This window comes from Agrobacterium sp. fls2-241-TYG-188a (genome assembly GCF_030209845.1).
In genome coordinates, this window is sequence record NZ_JARVRD010000002.1 from 1,456,951 (window position 1) to 1,479,287 (window position 22,337).

General features: G+C 55.9%; 24 protein-coding genes and 1 tRNA gene. 16 read left to right on the forward strand and 9 right to left on the reverse strand.

Going from position 1 to position 22,337, the window contains the following annotated elements; all coding sequences use genetic code 11:
• The first annotated feature begins 284 nt into the window (after positions 1–284).
• A complete protein-coding gene (locus QRN85_RS13810) occupies positions 285–932 on the forward strand; it encodes an exopolysaccharide biosynthesis protein (protein WP_284758745.1) in 648 nt (215 codons plus the stop codon).
• Here the strand turns inward: QRN85_RS13810 and QRN85_RS13815 are convergent.
• The gene (locus QRN85_RS13815; protein WP_284758746.1) at positions 919–1,203 is read right to left on the reverse strand and encodes a hypothetical protein; all 285 of its coding nucleotides are present in this window, start codon (positions 1,201–1,203) and stop codon (positions 919–921) included. The genes QRN85_RS13810 and QRN85_RS13815 overlap by 14 nt on opposite strands.
• Positions 1,204–1,379: 176 nt before the next feature.
• Here QRN85_RS13815 and QRN85_RS13820 point away from each other — a divergent pair.
• Positions 1,380–1,454: transfer RNA gene (locus QRN85_RS13820), tRNA-Asn, on the forward strand.
• Positions 1,455–2,246: 792 nt separating this feature from the next.
• On the forward strand, positions 2,247–3,986 hold the full coding sequence (locus QRN85_RS13825; RefSeq protein WP_502870769.1) for a methyl-accepting chemotaxis protein: 1,740 nt from the start codon (positions 2,247–2,249) through the stop codon (positions 3,984–3,986).
• Positions 3,987–4,414: 428 nt separating this feature from the next.
• On the opposite strand, the gene QRN85_RS13830 is transcribed toward QRN85_RS13825, so the two are convergent.
• Positions 4,415–4,732 carry a DUF2934 domain-containing protein gene (locus tag QRN85_RS13830; RefSeq protein WP_284758748.1) on the reverse strand — a complete coding sequence of 106 codons (318 nt, stop codon included), beginning with the start codon at positions 4,730–4,732 and terminating at the stop codon, positions 4,415–4,417.
• Between the two features lie 132 nt (positions 4,733–4,864).
• On the opposite strand from QRN85_RS13830, the gene QRN85_RS13835 reads away from it, so the two are divergent.
• A complete protein-coding gene (locus QRN85_RS13835; RefSeq protein ID WP_062589358.1) occupies positions 4,865–5,095 on the forward strand; it encodes a hypothetical protein in 231 nt (76 codons plus the stop codon).
• Positions 5,096–5,106: 11 nt separating this feature from the next.
• Here the strand turns inward: QRN85_RS13835 and QRN85_RS13840 are convergent, their stop codons facing one another.
• The gene (locus QRN85_RS13840) at positions 5,107–5,481 is read right to left on the reverse strand and encodes a TIGR02594 family protein (RefSeq protein ID WP_082469762.1); all 375 of its coding nucleotides are present in this window, start codon (positions 5,479–5,481) and stop codon (positions 5,107–5,109) included.
• Positions 5,482–5,888: 407 nt separating this feature from the next.
• Positions 5,889–6,155 (reverse strand): DUF982 domain-containing protein, encoded by a 267-nt coding sequence (locus QRN85_RS13845; protein WP_062589357.1) that lies wholly within the window; start codon positions 6,153–6,155, stop codon positions 5,889–5,891.
• Between the two features lie 188 nt (positions 6,156–6,343).
• On the opposite strand from QRN85_RS13845, the gene QRN85_RS13850 reads away from it, so the two are divergent.
• The 4 genes from QRN85_RS13850 to sseA all read left to right on the forward strand — a co-directional run bounded on the left by QRN85_RS13850 (position 6,344) and on the right by sseA (position 11,138).
• Positions 6,344–7,792, forward strand: a complete 1,449-nt coding sequence (locus QRN85_RS13850) for a cryptochrome/photolyase family protein (RefSeq protein WP_284758751.1) — start codon at positions 6,344–6,346, stop codon at positions 7,790–7,792.
• Positions 7,793–7,913: 121 nt separating this feature from the next.
• Positions 7,914–8,951 carry a cysteine synthase A gene (locus QRN85_RS13855; RefSeq protein WP_112964930.1) on the forward strand — a complete coding sequence of 346 codons (1,038 nt, stop codon included), beginning with the start codon at positions 7,914–7,916 and terminating at the stop codon, positions 8,949–8,951.
• 11 nt (positions 8,952–8,962) lie between these two features.
• Complete coding sequence (locus QRN85_RS13860; RefSeq protein ID WP_284758754.1) at positions 8,963–9,700, forward strand: alanyl-tRNA editing protein; 738 nt, start codon at positions 8,963–8,965, stop codon at positions 9,698–9,700.
• Between the two features lie 16 nt (positions 9,701–9,716).
• The gene (gene sseA, locus QRN85_RS13865) at positions 9,717–11,138 is read left to right on the forward strand and encodes a 3-mercaptopyruvate sulfurtransferase (RefSeq protein ID WP_284758755.1); all 1,422 of its coding nucleotides are present in this window, start codon (positions 9,717–9,719) and stop codon (positions 11,136–11,138) included.
• A 107-nt stretch (positions 11,139–11,245) separates the two neighbouring features.
• On the opposite strand, the gene QRN85_RS13870 is transcribed toward sseA, so the two are convergent.
• Positions 11,246–12,115, reverse strand: coding sequence for a DUF4344 domain-containing metallopeptidase (locus QRN85_RS13870; protein WP_244475505.1), 870 nt, complete (start codon positions 12,113–12,115; stop codon positions 11,246–11,248).
• A 165-nt stretch (positions 12,116–12,280) separates the two neighbouring features.
• On the opposite strand from QRN85_RS13870, the gene QRN85_RS13875 reads away from it, so the two are divergent.
• The 5 genes from QRN85_RS13875 (at position 12,281) to msrQ (ending at position 17,100) form a co-directional block, all read left to right on the forward strand.
• On the forward strand, positions 12,281–12,748 hold the full coding sequence (locus QRN85_RS13875; protein ID WP_284758756.1) for a DUF1203 domain-containing protein: 468 nt from the start codon (positions 12,281–12,283) through the stop codon (positions 12,746–12,748).
• An 89-nt stretch (positions 12,749–12,837) separates the two neighbouring features.
• A complete protein-coding gene (locus QRN85_RS13880; protein ID WP_112964999.1) occupies positions 12,838–13,173 on the forward strand; it encodes a PilZ domain-containing protein in 336 nt (111 codons plus the stop codon).
• Between the two features lie 128 nt (positions 13,174–13,301).
• Positions 13,302–15,290, forward strand: coding sequence for a bifunctional 2',3'-cyclic-nucleotide 2'-phosphodiesterase/3'-nucleotidase (locus QRN85_RS13885; protein WP_284758757.1), 1,989 nt, complete (start codon positions 13,302–13,304; stop codon positions 15,288–15,290).
• A 206-nt stretch (positions 15,291–15,496) separates the two neighbouring features.
• Positions 15,497–16,438 carry a protein-methionine-sulfoxide reductase catalytic subunit MsrP gene (gene msrP / locus QRN85_RS13890; RefSeq protein WP_284758758.1) on the forward strand — a complete coding sequence of 314 codons (942 nt, stop codon included), beginning with the start codon at positions 15,497–15,499 and terminating at the stop codon, positions 16,436–16,438.
• Between the two features lie 2 nt (positions 16,439–16,440).
• Complete coding sequence (gene msrQ / locus QRN85_RS13895) at positions 16,441–17,100, forward strand: protein-methionine-sulfoxide reductase heme-binding subunit MsrQ (RefSeq protein ID WP_284758759.1); 660 nt, start codon at positions 16,441–16,443, stop codon at positions 17,098–17,100.
• Here the strand turns inward: msrQ and QRN85_RS13900 are convergent.
• Complete coding sequence (locus tag QRN85_RS13900) at positions 17,042–17,482, reverse strand: ribosomal maturation YjgA family protein (protein ID WP_284758760.1); 441 nt, start codon at positions 17,480–17,482, stop codon at positions 17,042–17,044. The two genes, msrQ and QRN85_RS13900, sit on opposite strands and share 59 nt — an antisense overlap.
• Before the next feature lie 55 nt (positions 17,483–17,537).
• On the opposite strand from QRN85_RS13900, the gene QRN85_RS13905 reads away from it, so the two are divergent.
• The 3 genes from QRN85_RS13905 to QRN85_RS13915 all read left to right on the forward strand — a co-directional run bounded on the left by QRN85_RS13905 (position 17,538) and on the right by QRN85_RS13915 (position 19,992).
• Positions 17,538–18,416, forward strand: coding sequence for a DUF817 domain-containing protein (locus tag QRN85_RS13905; protein WP_502870770.1), 879 nt, complete (start codon positions 17,538–17,540; stop codon positions 18,414–18,416).
• A 13-nt stretch (positions 18,417–18,429) separates the two neighbouring features.
• Positions 18,430–19,245 (forward strand): carbon-nitrogen hydrolase family protein, encoded by an 816-nt coding sequence (locus QRN85_RS13910; protein WP_284758761.1) that lies wholly within the window; start codon positions 18,430–18,432, stop codon positions 19,243–19,245.
• Positions 19,246–19,599: 354 nt separating this feature from the next.
• Complete coding sequence (locus QRN85_RS13915; RefSeq protein WP_284758762.1) at positions 19,600–19,992, forward strand: DUF930 domain-containing protein; 393 nt, start codon at positions 19,600–19,602, stop codon at positions 19,990–19,992.
• 121 nt (positions 19,993–20,113) lie between these two features.
• On the opposite strand, the gene rplQ is transcribed toward QRN85_RS13915, so the two are convergent.
• The 3 genes from rplQ to rpsK form a co-directional block, all read right to left on the reverse strand.
• Complete coding sequence (gene rplQ, locus QRN85_RS13920; RefSeq protein ID WP_062589345.1) at positions 20,114–20,539, reverse strand: 50S ribosomal protein L17; 426 nt, start codon at positions 20,537–20,539, stop codon at positions 20,114–20,116.
• Between the two features lie 134 nt (positions 20,540–20,673).
• A complete protein-coding gene (locus QRN85_RS13925; protein ID WP_003495228.1) occupies positions 20,674–21,684 on the reverse strand; it encodes a DNA-directed RNA polymerase subunit alpha in 1,011 nt (336 codons plus the stop codon).
• Positions 21,685–21,869: 185 nt separating this feature from the next.
• Positions 21,870–22,259 carry a 30S ribosomal protein S11 gene (gene rpsK / locus QRN85_RS13930; protein ID WP_007766864.1) on the reverse strand — a complete coding sequence of 130 codons (390 nt, stop codon included), beginning with the start codon at positions 22,257–22,259 and terminating at the stop codon, positions 21,870–21,872.
• Positions 22,260–22,337 lie beyond the last annotated feature (78 nt).

Below are 22,337 nucleotides of genomic sequence, written 5' to 3' on the forward strand. Positions count from 1 at the left end.
GGCAGTGGAGGTCAATCTGAACTATAATTTGAGCGGGACGCATGGAGGAGGAAATAGTTATGGACTATGTCGGCTTCGTTACTTCTATCAACCCGTTCATCATCGGCATTCTTCTGGCGGTTCTGGCCATCGGCGCTTATAATTCCTGGGTCTCGCACTAGACTGTCGCGCCATCCCAGCAGGCATTGATGCCCGACGTTGGTGTGAAGCGGGTTGGTTTGCCATAGGCATGACATATCGACGATGCTATCTATCCGGCAGGAAAAATAGCCTCAGGATAAGTAATGACGCAAAACTTCACCTTTACGGACACGTCTGAAAGTCTCAGCACGGTATTGCAGAGATTGATCGGAAACCTGAGTGGAAAAACGATCACACTGCGGGATTTGATGGAAGCAATCGGCGAGCAGGGCTTGCTGCTGATGTGCGCCATTGCCTGCCTGCCGTTTCTCATCCCCGTTTCCATACCGGGTGTCAGCACTGTATTCGGTGCAGCGATCGTCATGATCAGTCTCGCAATCACGCTCAACCGTCTTCCGTGGCTTCCCAAACGCATTCTGGACAAGGAAATGGAAACCGCGCGTCTGGTGCCGGCGCTTGAGAAGGGCGTCAACATCGTCTCGAAGCTGGATCGATATATGCGCCCTCGCCTGCCCGGCCTGACAACAGGGACTGTTATGGCGCGGGTGAACGGCCTTGCGATTATGACGGCCGGTGTTCTCTTGATGATGCCGCTCGGTTTCGTGCCCTTCTCCAACACCCTGCCCGGCGTTGCCATTCTGCTGTTTTCCGCAGGGATGATCCAGCGCGACGGCGCGACCGTTCTTGGCGGCTATCTGTTCCTTATCCTCACGACGATCTACTTCGCCATTCTGGCTTATGGTGCCTTCTGGGCAGGACAAGGCCTCAGCAACTCTCTCACGGGCGCGTAGTGCCTCCACGGCGCGCTTGCCTGTCGCGCCGCCTGGTTGCCCACCACACCGTAAGGCGCCGCCTCTGGCGCCTTACAAACGGCAAATCCTGTGACAGGACGAGGAGGCCGAGCGGCACCATCCAGAAGCCGAGGATCGGAAGAAATCCGAGCACACCGCCAACGATCAGCAAAACGCCGATAATGATGCGCCCGACTCGCGAACGCGGCATCGGAACACTCCATTTTCCCAAATGAAGGCGCCCGGTTTTGGGGTGAATGCCAAAAGTCATCGCAAAACACCCCCGCTAAAGAAGACGATGTGATTTTTTTTTGAGGTCAACATTCCCAGAAACGTGGGGACTTCGGTGGATAAAACAAGACTGATGCATTTTTTTTAAAAAAACCGCTTGGCAAAAGGGAAAAGCATTTGTATTACCCCGCTCACACCGCGCCAAGCAGCGCACGTTCCCTGGTAGCTCAGCGGTAGAGCATTCGACTGTTAATCGACAGGTCGCCGGTTCGAATCCGGCCCGGGGAGCCACTTCTACCAATATGGTCAAGTGGTACGCTGCAAAATCAGCAAACATACTTTACATAACATCCCCCCACTGATCGGCTGAGACCGTTTTGCTGCCTCAACCACAGTTGTCAGTGATTCCTGAACGATAGCGTTCTCCGTCTTCTCCTTCCAAGACAGCACCAGCACAGCGAGGCTAACCGCCATACGGTTTGAGCTTCGATTCGACTGTCCTCCGAGTCAGAACCGCTTATCTGGATGCTGAGATCCCGGCGAAATCTGGCGTCGGCTTCCCTTCATGCAAATGTATAAAAAGAATGAAACCCGACAATCCAGCAAATCGGGGATGGAAGGTACGGTATTTGACTTTTAACAAAGTTCAAAACTGAAAAGTGCGAAATTTGCGGTCAGCTGCACTGAAAAATTGACGAATGACTAAACGACAAACCTATAAATTAACAATTCATTCCGCAATAAAATACAACTATTCGCAAATTTAATTAATATAGTATTTGCAATTTACTTAATAAAAAACGGTCAGATTTTCGTAGTTAAATCAATTGCGCACCCACCAATTTATAGGAAAACCCTAGGGGATAAAAAGTGAAAAACCTGCCAATATTAACTAAATTTATGATAATCATGGCACTTAGCACAGTATTTTGCCTAGGTGTTGCAATTTATACTTCAAATAAAATGAAAAATATTGACGACTCTTACAGTGGCCTTCTGGAAGAGGAAGTTAATGCTGCGATTGCATCTTCGCGAGCAAATCGTAGCTTTCAGTCAATGCGCGGCTCTGTTGGCGAGGTGCTTATGGCAACCGATCAGGCTGCCTTAAATAAGTCCAAGGCTGAATTTGATGCTTCTCGCGCACGCTTCATCGAGCAGATGGACGTGGCAGCGAAGGCCTTACCTACCGACAAGTTGCTGGTGGAGGCCAAGAACGAAGGTCTGCGTGTTGCTGACACGGTGTGCAGTGGTTTGGTCGCAGCAGGCATGGCAACGACTGACCCAGAAGAAAACAAGCAACTTCAACAGAAGTTCTTTGAGAAGTGTCAGCCAGAAATTGCGCGCGTATCTGCAATGATGACGGAGAACACAGCTCGCATTATCAAGCTGACCGACGTCCAAAGCGTGGAACTGACGTCTCAAACAGAATCGATCGTCATGTCGTCGCTGGCTGGTATTGTTCTTGGAATGGGCATCGTGCTGGCCTTCGGAACATTCGTCATTCGCTCCTCAGTATCAAGCCCCATTCGCCAGCTGGCATCGACGATGGGCATTCTTGCCGGGGGCAATCTTTCCGCCGAGGTAGAAGGCACGGAACGTCGCGATGAAGTGGGCACCATGGCCAAGGCCGTGCAGGTGTTCAAGGATACCGGCCTCAAGGCTCGCGAGCTGGAGACACAGGCGGCCAGCGAACGCAACATGTCGGAAGCGGAACGCGCCCGTGTGGCAGAAGCCGATCGTCAGCCCGCCGCGGACATGGCAGAAGCCACCACCGGTCTTGCAGAAGGTCTGCAGCATCTGGCCGGCGGTAACCTCGGCTTTGAGCTGAGCCGCCCATTTGCGGCCGACTTCGAAGGCCTGCGCAGCAACTTCAATGCCGCCGTCGCCCAGTTGCGTGAAACCCTGTCTTCCGTGGCTGATGCAACCCGCGCCATCGATAGTGGCTCACGGGAACTCTCTGCCAGCGCCAACGACCTGTCCAAGCGTACCGAGCAGCAGGCCGCAGCACTGGAAGAAACCGCAGCTGCGCTCGACGAAATCACGGTCAACGTCAAGAATTCCACACATCGCACCGAGGAAGCTCGCGAGATGGCGGTCGACGCCAACAAGTCGGCACGTCAGTCGGGTGAGGTCGTGGCCAATGCGGTCAACGCCATGCAGCGCATCGAGGCTTCGTCCAACCAGATTTCCAACATCATCGGCGTCATCGACGAAATCGCATTCCAGACCAACCTCCTGGCGTTGAATGCCGGTGTTGAAGCCGCCCGCGCGGGTGAAGCTGGCAAGGGCTTTGCCGTCGTTGCCCAGGAAGTGCGCGAACTGGCACAGCGCTCGGCGCAGGCGGCAAAGGAGATCAAGGATCTTATCCGCACGTCTGCCGACGAAGTGGAAAGTGGCGTCAAACTCGTCACGGCAACCGGCGAGGCGCTGAAGGTGATCGATGACCACGTAGCCGCCATCAACGGCCAGCTGGACGCGATCTCGACATCGGCCCGCGAACAGTCTGTCGGTCTCTCCGAGGTCAACACCGCCGTAAACCAGATGGACCAGACCACGCAGCAGAACGCCGCCATGGTGGAACAGGCTACAGCCGCCAGCAGTACCTTGGCCAACGAAGCCGATAAGCTGCGCCAGCTCGTCAGTCGCTTCCAGCTTGGCAATGGCGGAACGGGCCGTGCAGGCGCAGCGCCCATGGCCGTCGCCACCCCGGCACGCCACGCCGCAGCCCCCTCGCCTGCCCGCAATCTTGTCAACAAGCTGGCCCGCGCTGTCGGCGGTGGTGGATCGGCAGCAGCCGCAGTACAGAACTGGGAAGAATTTTAAGCCACTTGTCCTCAAAAGACATCAGCATAAGCAAAGGCCTGGCATATCAATCTGCCGGGCGTTTGTTCTGGCGGAGAAGCTTCCGAACCGTTTCGCCATTCAGCTATTTAGGCACATGGACAGGTTGAATGGGAAATCCGCCAGAGAGCTCCTCGGAGCTTTGCTAAATGGGTGTGTAGTTAGGCGGAATGCGGGCCTTTGTCGCGCCTATCTTCGCGGCGATTTCAAGGGCAGGAAAACGCGATTCCAAAGTTTCCGTCTGTCTTCCACCTCACCTTCACCGCCACCGGTGGAACTTGCCTTGAGATCACGCAACGGATTCCCTGCCGAAATGGTCTGCTTAATGCTGATGCTTCGGACGGCATGAAAAAAGGCGCCATTCTCGGAATGACGCCTTGTGTTTTCGCATTGGGCTGCAAGTGCAGGCGTTAGCGGCGCTGCGCAGAACTCTTGCTGTTCATGTTGTTATTCGCGCTGCCCGATGTTGTCGTCGATGTAGCCGAGATGGGGTCGCTGGCTGGGAAGCTATCTTCCAGGCCTTCCTCCAGATCCTCGTCCTTGCTGTTGTTGTGAGCGTCTGCCTGCTCATTTTTCATCGACTGGGCTGCGGGAGACTTTTCTTCGCCAGACAAGCCCACTTCCTGTTCGGCTTCGCTCCAGTGGCGCTCGTGGTCGCCTTCGCGGCGGCCCTCCTGCTCCCACTTCTCGTAGGCCTTCCTGCGAATTTCTGCGTCACGATCAACCATGTCGTCCTCCTTAAGGTTTGATTGTGGGAGAAACAAATGATCAGCAAGGTTGGTTCCTGAGGGCACCAACAATCCTTTTGCGGAACCTCAGGGGTGCCCGCCCGTTGTTCCTTCATACCAAGGAGAATTACAATGGACGAGAAGCACAAAAACGCGCTGGACATTGACGACAAGGATGTCGCTGATTTTCATACCGAGCGCGAACTCAAGGGCGATCCGGAAGAAGTGGACCCTGATGGCGATATGAACCTGAGGGCGCGTCGTCAGGCGGCTCGACAGCACGAGGACGCCTTTATTGTCGCAACGGATCTCGAAGATGACGATCAGCGCGATGCTGCTCCCGGCACACGAGAGCAGCCTTAACCGCATACGTTCTAGCGGCGCACCGAAACGATGGACTTCCTGCTGAAGTTCGACACCTGAACGCGACCGGACTGATTGCCGCCCAGAATCTGGGCGGTATTTTTGTTGAGGCTCTTTAGGATACCGGCATGATAACTCCTGCCGCTTCTGACCACCACAACGTCGCCGGGCTTTGCACCACTTGTGGGTACGGCGTAACCGAATGACGTCCAGGACTTTGCAAATCCGGAAGATTTAGGCGGCTGGCGGCCTGATTTTTCTGCCACGACACTCAGGAAATGGCCACACCAGGGTGTCTTGCGTGGGTTTACACCGAGAATTGCCTTCAAGGTCTTGTTGTTTTTGCCCTCATGAAGGCCGGAATACCGCTCAGCTTGATTGAGCATTCCAGCAGATGCAGGAGCAGTGAACGCTGCGCAAAGTGACGCAGCCAGAACGAACGCAGTTACTTTCAAATTCTCGCCCTTTAGAAGCACGCAAACACATCGGCCCTGCCCCGTCGGAAGTGTTGTGTGCATATTCAGAGTACAGCGGCGGAAAGCGCTCATTCATTTTGCGCTGGCCGCCGATGACGGTCGATCTATTCCGCCAATCCAGCGAGAATTTGACCAGATATAGGCGAAAATTAGAACGTTTCTTAAGGGATTTTCTTAAGGTTATCTTAAGTATTCTGCAAGTCGGTTTTTGTGCTCTGCCACATTTCGAGATCATTGAGTGGGGGATGCCCGAAAAGCAAAAGCCACCCGGCTTTTATGGCGGGTGGCTGTCGTTGCGATCAATCCGTAAATCTGGTTCAGGAGGCGAGTTTCTGCGTATCCACAAGGCAGTGCGCATCACGGCTGGCCTCGATGAAGGCGATGCGGGCGATCTCGCCTGCCACGCTTCCAAGAAGGGAGGCTCTGCACAGCCTCAGCGCCTGCTCATAGACCTTGCCAGAACGGCTCGGCCACTCATGCTGCAAAAAATCAAAAGCCTCGTAAACGCCGTTGAAGGTTCTGGGTGCGCCATTTTCCAGGGAAATAATAACGGGGGCTTCCCATTTGACGTCGTTCAGCATCATTGATTGGACTTCCATACTCAATTAACCCGCCTCTAACGCCGGACCCGACATATGGTTCCGGCGCAAATGGTTTCAAGAGATAATAATTTACCCCTTGAAAACCATGTTCGTAGAGGGCGTGATTGTAGACTGTTTGACGGAACAAAGCTCTTCAACAATCATTCAAGGTCCAGTGAACCGAGGGGCATATGACGAAGACGAAAAATTCCGTTCTAGTGTGGTTTCGTAAGGACTTACGCCTTGCAGACAATCGAGCGCTACAGGCAGCAATCGACCATGGCGATACCGTGGTGCCTGTCTATATCCGCGAGGACGAGGCCACCACGAATGGACCTCTGGGAGCGGCACAGACCTGGTGGCTGCACCACTCGCTCGACACATTGTCGAAGGCGATGGAGAAGGCGGGATCAAGGCTGATCCTGCGTTCCGGCAAGCCGGAGTCGGTTCTTAAATCGCTTTGCGAGGAGACCGGAGCGAGTAGCATATTCTGGAACCGCCGATACGATCCCTCAGGTATGGAAACCGACCAGACGATCAAAAAGACGTTTCGTGACGATGGTTTCGAAGTCGAAAGTTTCGCCGGATATCTTCTGCATGAGCCCTCGCAGCTCAAGACGAAAAGCGGCGGGCCCTACCGGGTCTACACGCCATTCTGGCGGGCGCTCGAAGGCGGCAAGGAGCCAGACGATCCCCTGCCCGCGCCGAAGTCCATACCGTCCCCATCCAGTTGGCCAAAATCCGAGAAACTGGCGGATTGGAAGCTGCTCCCCACCAAACCAAACTGGGCCAAGGATTTTGACGAGGTCTGGAAGCCCGGCGAGGCAGCGGCAGCGGACAAGCTGAAAGACTTCGTGGATGGCGCCTTGAAAGGCTACGAGGAAGGCCGCGACTTTCCCGCAAATCCCGCCACCTCGATGCTGTCTCCGCATCTGACCATGGGCGAAATATCGCCTGCCCAGCTTTGGGCTGCCACGCAGGGTCTTTCACGGCATGTGAGTTCAAACGACGTCAGCCGCTTTCGCAAGGAGATCGCCTGGCGGGAATTCTGTTACCACCTGCTGTTCCACTTCCCGCACCTGGATAAGAAAAACTGGAACGACGCCTTCGATGCCTTCGAGTGGCAGACGGACAGAGCCAAATTCAACGCGTGGAAGAAGGGCAAGACAGGATATCCAATCGTAGATGCCGGTATGCGCCAGCTGTGGAAACATGGCGTCATGCACAATCGTGTGCGGATGATCACGGCTTCCTTCCTCATCAAGCATCTCCTGATCGATTGGCGCAAGGGCGAAGAGTGGTTCCGCGATACGCTCGTCGATGCCGACCCCGCCTCCAATGCCGCCAACTGGCAGTGGGTCGCGGGCTCTGGCGCGGATGCGTCGCCGTTTTTCAGGATCTTCAACCCCATTTTGCAGGGCGAGAAATTCGACCCCGAAGGCGAATACGTCAAAACCTTCGTTCCCGAGCTTTCCAAGTTGGAAAAGAAATTTATTCACAAGCCCTTCGAAGCGCCCAAGGCGGCGTTGGAGAAGGCAGGGGTGGAACTTGGCAAGACCTACCCTCAGCCGCTTGTTCACCACGATACGGCTCGGAAACGGGCGCTCGCCGCCTATTCGGACATCAAGAAAGGTGGATAAGCGGCGCTATCGGCAAGATTTTGCGCAAGAGACCTATTCACCGGAAGATAATTTCTTGTCACAACGCCTGTAGACGAGGAGATAACGGCATCATCTTCGCGACAGATCAAAAGGCCCCATCATGACCATTCATAGCTCTGTGATCACAGCCATTGGCAACACGCCTCTTATCCGCTTGAATGCAGCGTCTGAGGCGACCGGGTGCGAAATTCTCGGCAAGGCCGAATTCATGAATCCTGGCCAATCCGTCAAGGACCGTGCCGCGCTCTATATTATCAGGGATGCCGAACGCCGCGGCCAGTTGCGCCCCGGCGGTACCATCGTGGAAGGCACGGCTGGCAATACCGGCATCGGCCTGTCTCTTGTCGCAAATGCACTGGGCTACAAGACCGTCATCGTCATTCCGGAAACCCAGAGCCAGGAAAAGAAAGACGCATTGAAACTGCTTGGCGCGCAGCTGATCGAAGTGCCGGCAGCGCCCTATTCCAACCCCAACAATTACGTCAAGGTTTCCGGCCGACTGGCAAAGCAGCTCGCGGCCACCGATCCGAACGGAGCAATCTGGGCCAACCAGTTCGACAATATCGCCAACCGACAGGCGCATATCGAAACCACCGCTCCGGAAATCTGGGATCAGACCGATGGCAAGGTGGATGGCTTTGTCTGCGCGGTCGGTTCTGGTGGCACCCTTGCCGGTGTGGCGGATGGCTTGCGCGACTTCAATTCGGACATCAAGATTGGCCTGGCCGACCCGGAAGGCGCTGCCCTCTATGAATTCTACAAGAATGGCACACTGAAATCCGAGGGTTCTTCCATTACGGAAGGTATTGGACAGGGCCGCATTACGGCCAATCTGGAAGGTTTCCAGCCGGATTTTGCCTATCGCATTCCAGATGCAGAGGCCCTGCCGATTGTGTTTGATCTCGTCATGAACGAAGGACTGTCGCTGGGCGGTTCATCCGGAATTAACGTTGCCGGTGCGATTAGGCTTGCCCGCGACCTCGGTCCGGGGCATACAATCGTCACCATTCTTTGTGACTATGGCAACCGTTATCAATCGAAGCTTTTCAACCCTGCCTTCCTGCTGTCCAAGGGGCTGCCCCTTCCAGTCTGGCTCACGGAGAAGCGGGAGATTTCGGTGCCCTACGAAACTGCCTGAGGTGAGTGTCAATGCCCGTGAATGCCCTGTTTCGTGACGACTTTTACCTGTCCACATGCGAAGCGGTTGTAACGGCAGTTCACGAAGATGGTGGCATAGAGCTGGATCAGACCTGTTTCTATGCCACATCCGGCGGCCAGCCCGGAGATACCGGTTTCCTCGAACGCGCCGACGGCTCTAAGATAGACATCGGACTGACGAAACACGGCGCAGATAAAAGCATCATCATCCATGTCCCCACCGAGGGACAAGCTGCTCCAGAGCTTGGCGAAAAGCTGACCCTCCATATAGACTGGCAACGCCGCTACAGGCTGATGCGTATGCATACGGCCTGTCACCTCCTGTCCGTCGTTTGCCCATGGCCCATTACGGGTGCTGCGGTGGGCGAGGACGAATCGCGTGTCGACTTCGATATGTCCGAGACTATCGACAAGGATGAGGTTACCTCAAAGCTGATGGACCTCGTTCAGCAGAACCTCCCGGTTTTTCTGAAATGGATCACCGACGAAGAACTTGCCGCCAATCCTGATATCGTCAAATCCAAGAATGTCCGGCCGCCGCTTGGCCTGGGCCGCGTAAGCCTTGTCTGTATTGGCGAGGATTCGGCAGTTGACAGCCAACCCTGCGGGGGCACTCATGTGTCCGAGACGCAGGAAGTCGGCGAGATCTACATCGCCAAGATCGAAAAAAAGGGCAAGGAGAACCGTCGCTTCCGAATTCGCTTTGGAAAGCCCGACGCATCCGCCTGATTGTGGGAGAATTATCGTGAGCACGGATAAAAGCCGCTTCGTCGTTTCGGCGGATTGGGTAGAGCAGCAGCTCGGCACCCCGCATTTTCGTCTGGTCGATGCCTCCTGGTATCTGCCGGCGCACAAGCGCAACGGCAAGGAAGAGTATCTGGCCGGTCATCTGCCCGGCGCAGTGTTCTTCGATCAGGATGTCATCGCAGACCACGATACCGGCCTGCCGCACTCCCTGCCCTCACCCCAGTTTTTTGCCGATGAAGTCGGAAAGCTCGGAATTGGCGAGCATGACACCATCGTTGTTTACGATGGTCCGGGCTTTTTCTCCGCGCCCCGCGTGTGGTGGATGCTGCGCGTCATGGGCGCAGAACAGGTTTACGTGCTGGATGGTGGGCTGGACGGCTGGAAGGCCGCAGGCAAGCCACTGGAGACTGGTACACCTGTCATAGAGCCCGCCACTTTCGATCCGCATTTTAAGCCCAAGCGCGTCGTTTCCTTTTCGGCAATGCGCGCCCTCGTTGATAGCGGCGAAGAGCAGATTGCCGATGCGCGCGGCGCCGGTCGTTTCACGGGCGAAGAGGCGGAGCCACGCGCCGGAATGCGCTCAGGCCATATGCCGGGTGCGCGCAACCTGCCTGCCACGGCCTTTTCCGAGAACGGCCAGTTCAAGGACCTGCCGACAATCCGCAAGATGATAACGGAAGCGGGCATCGATCTGTCTCAGCCCGTCGTCACCAGCTGCGGCTCTGGCGTAACCGCTGCCGTCATTACACTGGCACTGGAATCGCTTGGGCACACGGACAACGCGCTCTATGATGGTTCCTGGTCGGAATGGGGCAGCAAGGACGACACGCCTGTCGTCACCGGCCCGGCAGAGCCAGTCCCGACGCAGGTCCATGGCCCGCTGAAGGCACATGTGACACAGCTGGAGATGACATCCGCACCGAAGGTCAGCCTGCCGGTGCCGGTCAACATCCAGACCGCCATCATGCGGACGACGAATATTCCCCTGCATTTTTACCGCTACCTCTACTGGCGTGTGGGAAAACGCTGGCATTGGCACAGGCGAATGGGCATGAGCGATGCAGAGCTTTCGGCAACGCTGCGCGATCCAGCCAATTGCGTGACCGTGCTCTACATGAACGGTGCGCCAGCAGGCTTCTTCGAACTCCAGAAACTCGACGCCGATGTCACCGAGCTCGCCTATTTCGGATTGATGGAAGAAGCGATTGGTGCGGGCGTTGGCAAATGGTTCCTCCTGCAGGCGCTCTATTCCGCGTGGCAGGATAATCCAAAGAAAGTCATCGTCTCCACCAACACGCTGGACCACCCCCGCGCGCTGCAGCTTTACCAGATGATGGGCTTTTCACCCGTCAGCACCTATCAGGCATGGGTAGAGCCTCTGACAGATAGCGAGTATCTGGAAATTTCCCGCCGCAATTGATCGGCAAACGATGAACGGTGCGTGGGGTCTCTCCAGGCACCGTTTTCACATCAGCGACACTATTCTTGGCAAAGGCGCAGATTCAAGAGATCCGCGCCGCCGTCGGGTTACAGTTCCTGCCCCAGATTGACCGCGGTCGGAATTTCCTGAGCAGGATTGCTTTCCTTTTCGTTGCCCGCGGCTGCGAGATGAGCGGCTATCAGTTCGCCATGGAACCGTGCCATTTCATAGCAATAGGTGATTTCGCGCTTTTCGGCTGACCAGTAGACATCAGGTCTGCCGCAGGTGCGGGCCGTCAGCTTGACCTCGCCCTTGAGCGCATAGCCGGTAAAGCTGCGTGCAATCAGGTCCAGAACCTTGGATTCCTTGAGAATCGTGGCATAGATATCCAGAAATGGATCGCGAACCGGCTCATAGCGCGACACGAATTTCGTGGCACCGGCCTTTGCAACATGCGGCTTCAGCAGCTCGTTCCAATGGGATACTGTCTGTGGATAGGAGGCCTCGCAGGCCTTCCAGTCGCCTTTCGGCAGCCCCATCATATCGGCCAGATCACCGTAACCACCAGCGTCCTTGCCAACCATCAGGCACGCCATCTGGCGATCACGCGTGGGGTTTGGCACCAGAACCGAATAGAGCGGCGCATTATGATCCGGCAACGCACCTGCCGAACGGGCCAGATACCAGCTGTCGGTGGCGTTGACGATGGCTGTATCGAGCCATTCCTCGTTCGCCTCCAGCATCATGGTCCCGGCGAGCTGATCAGCGGAATCGCGGCCTGCTCCCGCATCCGGCAAGGCCAGATCGGAGATGAGCATACGCGATGCTTCGTGAAAGAGGCTGAAGATCGCATTTCCGATGACGAAATTGACCGTCTGCTGCAGCTGCTCATCGGAAAGGCCATCCAGCGCGGGAGCCGTTTGCGCATGGGCTGCAGGTGAAACGAACGAAAAAACCGTGACCAGGGAAGCGGTCATCAACCTGCGCAGCATGGACGTCAACTTTCAAAAACGAGGACGTTCGATTGATTGCCACACTCAACGATTCAAGCAATGGGCTAGTTGCGTCTTTACGCAAGAAACGGGTGGATACACGACTCTTTGAAGCGCATAGCGACAAACAAGCAACGCAGGAGAGCCGATATGACCCGAATTACTTTTACCGCAATGCCAGCAGAGGAAGCCGAGGCCTATCGCAACGGAAAGTTGGACGCCTATGGGCAACAACCCGAATCCTCGATCGCAAGCGGACCTCTCCCCTGCCGCGCCTGTCTAGGCCAGATCAGAGACGGTGAACGCGTGCTGCTGCTTGCCTATCGACCTTTTCCAGACTTGCAACCTTTTGCTGAAACGGGTCCGATTTTCATTCACGCTGAAGCCTGTGCGACCTATGTCGCCGAGGAGGTCCTGCCGCCCATGCTCGACAGCACGGATTACATCGTCCGCGGCTACAGCGCCTCCAACCGCATAATCTATGGAACCGGCGCGGTCACGCCAACAGACGCCATCAGGAACCGCGCAAAAGAGCTTCTGATACGCGGCGACGTCTCCTATGTGCATGTGCGCTCGGCGCGCAACAATTGCTACCAGTGCCGGATCGACAGGGTATAAATGGGCGATTGCGGTAGATTTTACCGAAATCGATAAGCCGGCTTCAAATTTTCCATGCGATTTTGACCTGTAGTCAAAAGGGAATGGCAATGTCCGGCACATTGAGCACGCATAAGCGCGGTGCAGACCGCAGCAAGACACGCATCTTCGGAACGGTCCACTACGTCAATCAGTCTGTGAAGGGTCGCGTCGTCGATCTATCAGCCACGGGGATGGCGCTTGAACTTGAAGGCCCCTTTGCCGCCGCAAAGGGAAGCCGGGTCAAGGTGCAGAGCGAAGATCTGGGCCACATCGAAGGCATCGTCCAGTGGCAGCACAGAAACAGGCTCGGGCTGCAGCTGCAGCTTTCAACCAATACGCTGGCGCAGATTTCGTCCTATTTCCGCTTCTTCCATGAAGACGTGAAGCCGACACTTGCCGGATAGGAATTTTGACAAGACCGCCCGAAAATACGGGGCAAATCATACGCATGTCATTTTGATGATGGACTCCTCGGCAATTCGTTTTACGCTGACACCTTCCCATGCAGCCTGAAATCATTGCAGGAGTTTCCATGTCTTCCCTTATCGGCCTTCATCCCATCACGCGACGTTCTCTGCTGGGAGGCATCGCCGCCTCCTCGGCGTTGGTCATGCTTCATCCCTTTGCGGCGCGTGCACAGGCCAATCAGGCGCATCTGCGCATCATGGAAACCACCGATATCCACGTCCATGTCTTTCCCTATGATTATTACGCCGACAAGCCGAACGACACCTTGGGCCTTGCGCGCACCGCATCCATCATAGACAGCATCCGCGCCGAGGCAGGCAATACGATGCTGGTCGACAATGGCGACTTTCTACAGGGCAACCCGCTGGGTGATTACATTGCCTATGAGCGTGGAATGAAGGCGGGAGACAAGCACCCGGTCATCAGCGCCATGAATGTTCTGGGTTATGATTGCGGCACACTGGGCAATCACGAGTTCAATTACGGCCTCGACTTCATGTTCAACACCTTGGCCGGTGCAGGCTTTCCATATGTCTGCGCAAACCTGACCAAGGGTCAGCTCGCATCCGACCCAAAGCAGGACGACCTGTTCTTCAAGCCCTACGTCATCCTCGAAAAACAGATAAAGGACGGCTCCGGGGCAACCAGCCCGGTCAAGATCGGTGTCATCGGCTTCGTGCCGCCGCAGATCATGATGTGGGATGCCAAGAATCTGGAAGGCAAGGCGCAGACCCGCGATATCGTCGAAGCTGCCAAGGCCTGGGTTCCTGTCATGAAGGAACAGGGCGCCGATATCATTATCGCGCTGTCCCACTCCGGCATCGAGGGCAAGGGCCAGAGCGAGCGCATGGAAAACGCTTCACTCTATCTGGCTGGCGTCAAAGACATTGATGCCGTCTTTACCGGCCACCAGCACCTCGTCTTCCCCGGCCCCAAGACCTGGGACGGGATAGAGGGCGCCGATCCCGTAAAGGGCACGTTGATGGGCAAGCCTGCCGTCATGGCTGGCTTCTGGGGCTCCCATATGGGCCTCATCGACCTGCTGCTGGAGACGGACGGCAAGAGCTGGAAGATCGTGGATTTCACCACCGAAGCGCGACCGATCTATCACCGGGACGACAACCGTAAGATCGTGGCTGACGTGAAGGACAAGGCCGAAGTCATAACCGCCGTCAAGGCTGACCACGAGGCAGCACTTGCCTATGTCCGCCGCCCCGTGGGCAAGACATCCGCGCCGCTCTATTCCTATTTTGCGCTGGTTGCAGACGATCCATCCGTGCAGATCGTGTCCAACGCCCAGACCTGGTACATCAAGGACATGCTGAAGGACGGCCAATATAAGGACCTGCCGGTGCTGTCGGCAGCAGCGCCGTTCAAGGCCGGCGGCCGCGGCGGCTCGGACTACTATACTGATGTCCCCGCCGGTGACATTGCCATCAAGAACGTGGCGGACCTTTATCTCTATCCAAACACAGTGCAGGCGGTTCTCATCACTGGTGCCCAGGTCAAGGACTGGCTGGAGATGTCTGCGGGCATGTTCAACACGGTCGAAGTGGGAGCAAAGGACGCACCTCTGCTCAACAACGATTTCCCGTCCTATAATTTCGATGTGATCGACGGGGTCACCTATCAGATCGATATCTCGAAGCCTGCGAAGTTCGACAAGGATGGCAAGGCAGTCAATCCGCCAAGCAGCCGCATCGTCAATCTTCAATTCGAAGGCAAACCCATCGACCCCGAGCAGAAATTTGTCGTTGCGACAAACAATTACCGCGCCAGTGGCGGCGGAAAGTTCCCGGGTATTTCCTCCGACAAGATCATCTTTGTGGCACCCGACACCAACCGCGACGTGATCGTCCGCTACATCATTGCCGAGGGGACCATCAATCCCGCCGCCGATGACAACTGGTCTTTTGCGCCGGTCGCAAACACGACAGCCATTTTCGAAACCGGACCGAAGGCGCGTCAATACGCCAAGGATGTGAAGGGGGCGAAAATCGAGGAGGCCGGCGATGGAGCCGAGGGGTTTGCCAAATTCAGGCTGACGCTCTGACGAAATTGATGCCGGGGCGCGCAGACCGCTGCCGCCCCGTTACTGGCTGGCGTCCGAGATGCACATTTCTATCGGTGTTCTCGGAAATTTGTTTTTAGGACATGCTCCAATTCCTTCTTTTTCTCGTATTGTGAAACATACTTACAGTGCCAATGGCGCAGGTATTGAATGGCAATACTTCGAATTGGCGTCTTCAGGAGGTTTCAATGCCCGCCTACCGTCCGCCACGCATCTCTGCTGCCGAAATAACACCACGCGACGTCTATCTTTCCAGACGACATTTCCTGGGAACGGCTGCCGGTCTCGCCACGATAGGCCTGACGGCTGGCAATGCGCTGGCCGCGCCACTTGTCGCAAAGCCCGGCGCCTACAAGCTGGATGAAAAGCTCACACCGCTTGACGCCGTTACCAGCTACAATAATTTCTATGAATTCGGCACGGGCAAGTCAGATCCGAAGGAAAATGCCGGCAGCTTCAAGCCCACACCTTGGACCGTGAAGGTCGACGGTCTCGTGGGTAAGCCGCAGGAATTCGGCATTGAGGACCTGCTGAAATATCCATTGGAAGATCGCACCTATCGAATGCGCTGCGTCGAAGGCTGGTCGATGGTCATTCCCTGGATAGGCTTTTCACTGTCCACGATTCTCGACAAGGTCGAGCCATTGGGCAGCGCCAAATACGTCAAGTTCGAAACCGTGGTGCGCCCGGAAGAAATGCCCGGCCAGAGCGGTCTTTTCCAGCCACTGGATTGGCCCTATGTCGAAGGCTTGCGCCTGGACGAAGCGCGCCACCCGCTGACAATTCTGGCGGTCGGCCTCTATGGCGAAACATTGCCCAACCAGAACGGCGCACCTATTCGCCTTGTTGTTCCCTGGAAGTATGGGTTCAAGGGCATCAAATCGATCGTGCGTATGTCGCTCGTGGAAAAACAGCCTGAGACAACGTGGAAAAACTCCAACGCACGCGAATATGGTTTCTATTCCAACGTTAATCCCAATGTGGACCATCCGCGCTGGAGCCAGGCGACAGAGCAGCGAATCGGTGAAGGCGGCTTCTTCAGCACGCAAAATCGCCCGACGCTGATGTTTAACGGTTATGAGGAAGTTGCGAGCCTCTATTCCGGGCTGGATCTGAAGGCGAATTACTGACCATGGCATTTGCGCTTTCGCTTCCCGCCCTTCCCAAGCGATACCAGCCCGCCGCCATCTGGGCGCTCTATGTCGTCGGGCTCTGTCCCGGCGTCTGGTATTTTTATCTCGCCTCCACTGGCGGGCTAGGGTTCAATCCGGTCAAGGATTTCGAACACCTGCTTGGCATATGGGCTTTGCGCTTCCTGTGCCTCGGCCTCTGCGTCACGCCACTGCGCGACCTCTTCAACGTCAATCTCATCGCCTACCGCCGGGCCCTGGGCCTGATCGCCTTTTATTATGTGCTGGCGCATTTCGCAGTCTATCTCGTTCTGGACCGCGGGCTGGTCATGAGCTCAATCATCGCAGATGTCCTCAAGCGCCCCTATATCATGTTCGGCATGGCGGGGCTGGTTATGCTCGTACCCCTGGCTCTCACGTCCAACCGATGGTCGATTCGCAATCTGGGCTCGCGCTGGAACACGCTGCACAAGTTGTCCTATTTCGTCCTCATCGCTGGCATCCTGCATTTTGTGCTCGCCCGCAAATCGCTGACGCTCGAGCCTGTCTTCTACATATCGGTGATGGTCATCCTGCTCGGATATCGAAGCGTCAGGCCGGCAATCATGGCCCGCACACGGGCTCGCAAGGCCGCCCTCTCACCCGGACGTGCCGGACGATGAACGCAGCCAACACTATCCCCACGACATAACAGGCAATATTCCAGAGCGAGAAAACGCGGCCAAGCAGCAATGCCCCGGCTGTGGTTGCCCGAAACGCATCCAGCGCAGGAAAATGCACCAGCCGCAGCAATTCCACAGCGATTGCCAGCCCGCAGGCAATCGCTACTGCCAGATTCCGTCTACGCGCTGGCATGATGGCTTCCACGAGCAGGTAGACCATCGATCCCCACAGCACCGATCCACCGTATTTCACGACAACAAAGGGCAGCCCGGCCATATAGCCATATCGTCGCAGCAGCAGACCGGCCGCAATCACGCCGCATGCGCAGATAAGAAGCGCCAGTCGGCTGTCATAAAATCGGTGGGCATCCTTTATCATCATGTCGCTTTATTTCCGGTTTGTTGTAGAGATACAATCCTGCCGAGCAAGAGGACCGATGGCTTTGACAAGCGAAACCACCTACCCCGCCAGCCGCCTTGCAACGCTTGACGCCCTTTTATGCGATCGGCAGCCATGGGGCGAGTTGAAAGGCATAAAGCGTTTCATCGTCGAGTTTCTCTATTTCGGAATCAAGGAAGCGCGCGCCTGCATGTTTGCCGGCTTGTTCTTCATCTCCATCTTTCTTGTGCCGCGCGGCGGTCTGTTCGGTCTGCCGCGCTATGATGTTCTCCTGGTCGTCGCCCTGGGCATCCAGTTCTTCATGATCTGGAGCAAACTGGAGACGTGGGACGAAGCCAAGGCTATTTTGCTTTTTCACGTCGTGGGTTTTGCGCTCGAAGTCTTCAAGACATCCAGCGCCATCCAGTCATGGTCCTATACGGATTTTGCCTACACCAAGGTTTTCGGCGTACCGCTGTTTTCCGGCTTCATGTATGCCGCCGTCGGAAGCTATATTATCCAGGCATGGCGTCTGCTTGATGTTCGCATTCGCCATCACCCACCCTACTGGATGGCGTCGATGATCGGCATCGCAATCTACGCCAACTTCTTCACCCACCACTTCATCGGCGATTATCGCTGGTACATAGCCGCCTGCGCGCTGGGCCTCTACGCCCGCGCCACCGTCATCTATCGCCCCTATGATCGCGACCGGAAAATGCCGCTGTTGCTGTCCTTCATCCTGATCGGCTTTTTCGTCTGGCTCGCAGAAAACATCTCCACATTCTTCGGCATCTGGAGCTACCCAAACCAACTCGGCGCGTGGTCGGCAGTGCATATCGGAAAATGGAGTTCATGGTCGCTCCTCGTCATCATGACCTTCTCCATCGTCTCTTACCTGAAGCACATCAAAGGGCGCATCTCAGTGCCGGAGTGAACCGGAGCCTTTCATGAAAATCGCAGCGGCGCAGAGTGTCGTTACAAAAGACTTTGCCGAAAATGGCCGGACGATACGTGCGCTCATTCACCAGGCTGCGAAGGACGGTGCCCGCCTCGTCCACTTTTGCGAAGGTGCTTTGTCTGGCTACGCGAAGGCGCAGATTACTGCTCCCGAAGACTGGCAAAACTTCTGTTGGGATGCCCATGCCGACGAACTCAATGCCATCGCCGAGACATGCAGGGAAAACCGCATCTTCGCCGTCATTGGTTCTGCATTTCCACTGCCTTTGCCACACCCACCAAACAACAGCCAGTATGTCATTAGTGATCAGGGTGAGATGACCGCTCGATACGACAAGCGCTATCTTTCCAATTCCGAACTCGAGCAGGGGTGGTATACGCCGGGAAAACATCCCACAGTTTTTGAGGTCGATGGCTACCGTTTCGGTTGCCTGACCTGCATCGAAGTTCAGTTTCCTGAACTGTTCATGGGATATGAACGTCTGGATGTGGATGCAATTCTGTTTTCATCCTACGGAATCGGCAACTTCTTTCAGATTGCGCTGCGCGCACACGCCGGTTTCAATTGCATCTGGATCAGTGGTGCAACGCCCGCACAAAAAGCAGCCCAAGGCCCTGCGATTATTGTTGGGCCAGATGGAAAGATCATCGCCTCATGCGGTGGGACGCCCGCCAACGAACTCGCTTTCGCGACGCTAGATCGCGAAGACGCCAACTATGACATTCCCCTCAACAAGGCGCGTCCATGGCGCAGATCCGTAAGGCTAGGCATGATAGATTCGCAAAAGCAGACCCCTATTGATTGACCCGAGCCGGTGCCAATGAGGGCAGGCAAGGAAACAGCGCGCCGGAGTAGTCGCTGGTGCGTGATTTTATCGTTTCTGCTCCATGCTTTGCTCTTGGCTGCCTTCTTTCTAAGTCCTGCGCCTCAACCGAATTCGGTCTCGCCAGACAGAAGCATCACCGTGGAGATTATCACCCAAGTCCCTGCCCCGCCGCAGCCGGATAGGTCGGGTATATCTCCTGCAGACAGCCTGCCGACCCCGCCTCCGCCAGCCGCGACTTACTCGCCGAACGACAGTAAGGCGAGCACCCCGCCAACTGAAAGCTCGAATACGCCGCCGCAGCAGGCCCCAGTGAACGACAACGGAAAAACACTCGTGAAGCCGTCGCACATGCTCTCACAGGAGGTTCTCGCGGACAACCGCAGCAGACAGGCGCGAGAGGCGCTGAAACAGCTCGCACCAGCAGAGCAGATTGAACAGCTCTGTAATCTCGAGGCCATGGCGCAGGTCGGCGCGTGGAGCAAGAGCCTCAAACCAGACCGGGTTGTGGCCTATGCCATGGCTGACTCTGAATTCTCTGGCACCAATTTCATCGCCAAGGGTGCCGCGATCCACAGCGAGCAGGACTGGTACCGCCTTCAATTCAAGTGCCAGTTGACCCCGGATAAAGAGAAAGTCGTAGCCTTCGAATTTCTAATGGGAGACGCAATCCCAAGAGACATCTGGGCCGAGCACGATTTGCCGGACGAAGACGGCCCATCCGATTAAAGGCAAACGCCGCTGTTTCTGGACGCCCAGCCATCCCGCTACAAAAATATTTCCCTAAACGAAAAAGCCGGGTGATTTCTCACCCGGCTTTCTATCATCAAGCGCTTTTCAGCGCTTTCAATTATGCAGCTTCAGCTTCAGCAGCTTCTGCAGCAACGCGTGCCTTGTCGGCCTTGCCCTTGGCGTCTACGTCGCGCTCAACGAACTCGACAACAGCCATGGCAGCGTTGTCGCCCTGACGGTAGCCAGCCTTCATGATACGCAGGTAGCCGCCGTTGCGGGTTGCGTAACGTTCAGCAATGGCGTCGAACAGCTTGCGAACAGCATCCTGATCCTTGATCTGCGAGATGGCCTGACGACGAGCGTGCAGGTCGCCACGCTTGCCGAGCGTAACCAGCTTTTCAACGATCGGGCGGATTTCCTTCGCCTTAGGAAGCGTCGTTACGATCTGCTCATGCGTGATGAGCGAAGCCGCCATGTTGGCAAACATTGCCTTGCGGTGGCTGGCGGTTCTATTGAGCTTGCGGCCTGAATTTCCGTGGCGCATTGCTATTCTCCTTTAATGCAGGCTTCCTGTCCGGGCCTGCCGTTTCCTGGCACATGCAGGCAACCAGTCTTTCGTAACGGCGCCTGTTGTTTGACGGGGAAAGGCAGTCTTTAAAGGGCCTGCCTTTTTATTGGTTAATATTGATCTTCGTAACGCTTGGCCAGATCTTCGATGTTCTCTGGCGGCCATGCTGGCACTTCCATGCCGAGGTGCAGACCCATGGAAGCGAGAACTTCCTTGATTTCGTTCAGCGACTTGCGGCCAAAGTTCGGAGTACGAAGCATTTCGGCTTCCGTCTTCTGAATGAGGTCGCCAATGTAGACGATGTTGTCGTTCTTCAGGCAGTTTGCCGAACGAACAGACAGTTCCAACTCGTCGACCTTCTTGAGAAGCGCCGGGTTGAACGCCAATTCGGTTACAGATTCTTCTTCTGCTTCCTTCTGTGGCTCATCGAAGTTGACGAAGACGCCGAGCTGGTCCTGAAGAATACGAGCAGCAAATGCTACTGCGTCTTCGCCGGAAACCGAACCGTTGGTTTCGATCGTCATGATCAGCTTGTCGTAGTCGAGAACCTGGCCTTCACGGGTGTTTTCCACCTTGTAGGACACTTTCTTGACCGGCGAATACAGGCTATCGACCGGGATAAGGCCAATCGGCGCGTCTTCAGCACGGTTACGCTCTGCAGGCACATAGCCCTTGCCGTTGTTGACAGTGAATTCCATGCGGATTTCAGCGCCATCATCGAGCGTGCAGATAACGTGATCCGGGTTGAGGATCTCGATGTCGCCTACGGTCTGAATATCACCAGCAGTGACAGCACCAGGACCCTGCTTGCGTACGACCATGCGCTTGGAATCGTCACCATCCATCTTGATGGCGATTTCCTTGATGTTCAGCACGATGTCCGTCACGTCTTCCCGAACGCCGGGAATGGAAGAGAACTCGTGCAAAACACCGTCGATCTGAACCGCTGTCACAGCGGCGCCACGCAGAGACGACAAGAGAACGCGACGGAGCGCGTTACCAAGCGTCAGACCGAAACCGCGTTCCAGCGGCTCGGCAACCAGCGTTGCCTTGGTGCGGCTGGAAGACGTGAACTCGACCTTGTTCGGCTTGATCAGTTCCTGCCAATTCTTTTGAATCATCTTTAAACCTTCCGTTCGCCGCCACCATCCAATCGTGACGGACCGAGCATGATCACCGAGAGGAACCCAAAAGTTCATCGGAGGGTTTGAAAGCGTTGGTTTGCCGGATGAACCAGCACCACACGCCGAATACGCGAAAATTCCGCCAAACCGAGGGTGAGGCGGAATTCCCAGACAGAAGCGCGTTAGACGCGGCGCTTCTTGCGCGGGCGGCAACCATTGTGCGGGATCGGCGTCACGTCGCGGATGGAGGTGATCATGAAACCGGCAGCCTGCAGAGCGCGAAGTGCAGATTCACGACCCGAACCTGGACCGCAAACTTCCACCTCAAGCGACTTCATGCCGTGTTCCTGAGCCTTCTTGGCGCAATCTTCAGCAGCGATCTGGGCAGCAAAAGGAGTCGACTTACGCGAACCCTTGAAGCCCTTTGCACCAGCAGACGACCAAGCAATCGCGTTGCCCTGTGCGTCGGTGATGGTGATCATCGTGTTGTTGAAGGTCGAGTTGACGTGCGCAACACCCGACGTGATATTTTTGCGTTCGCGACGGCGTACGCGTGTGGCTTCCTTGGCCATGATATACCTTTCATTGATCTCTTCACCGCCGTAACACCAGCGGCTACACCGGCGAAAAGCCCAGAAGACCTTTCGCCA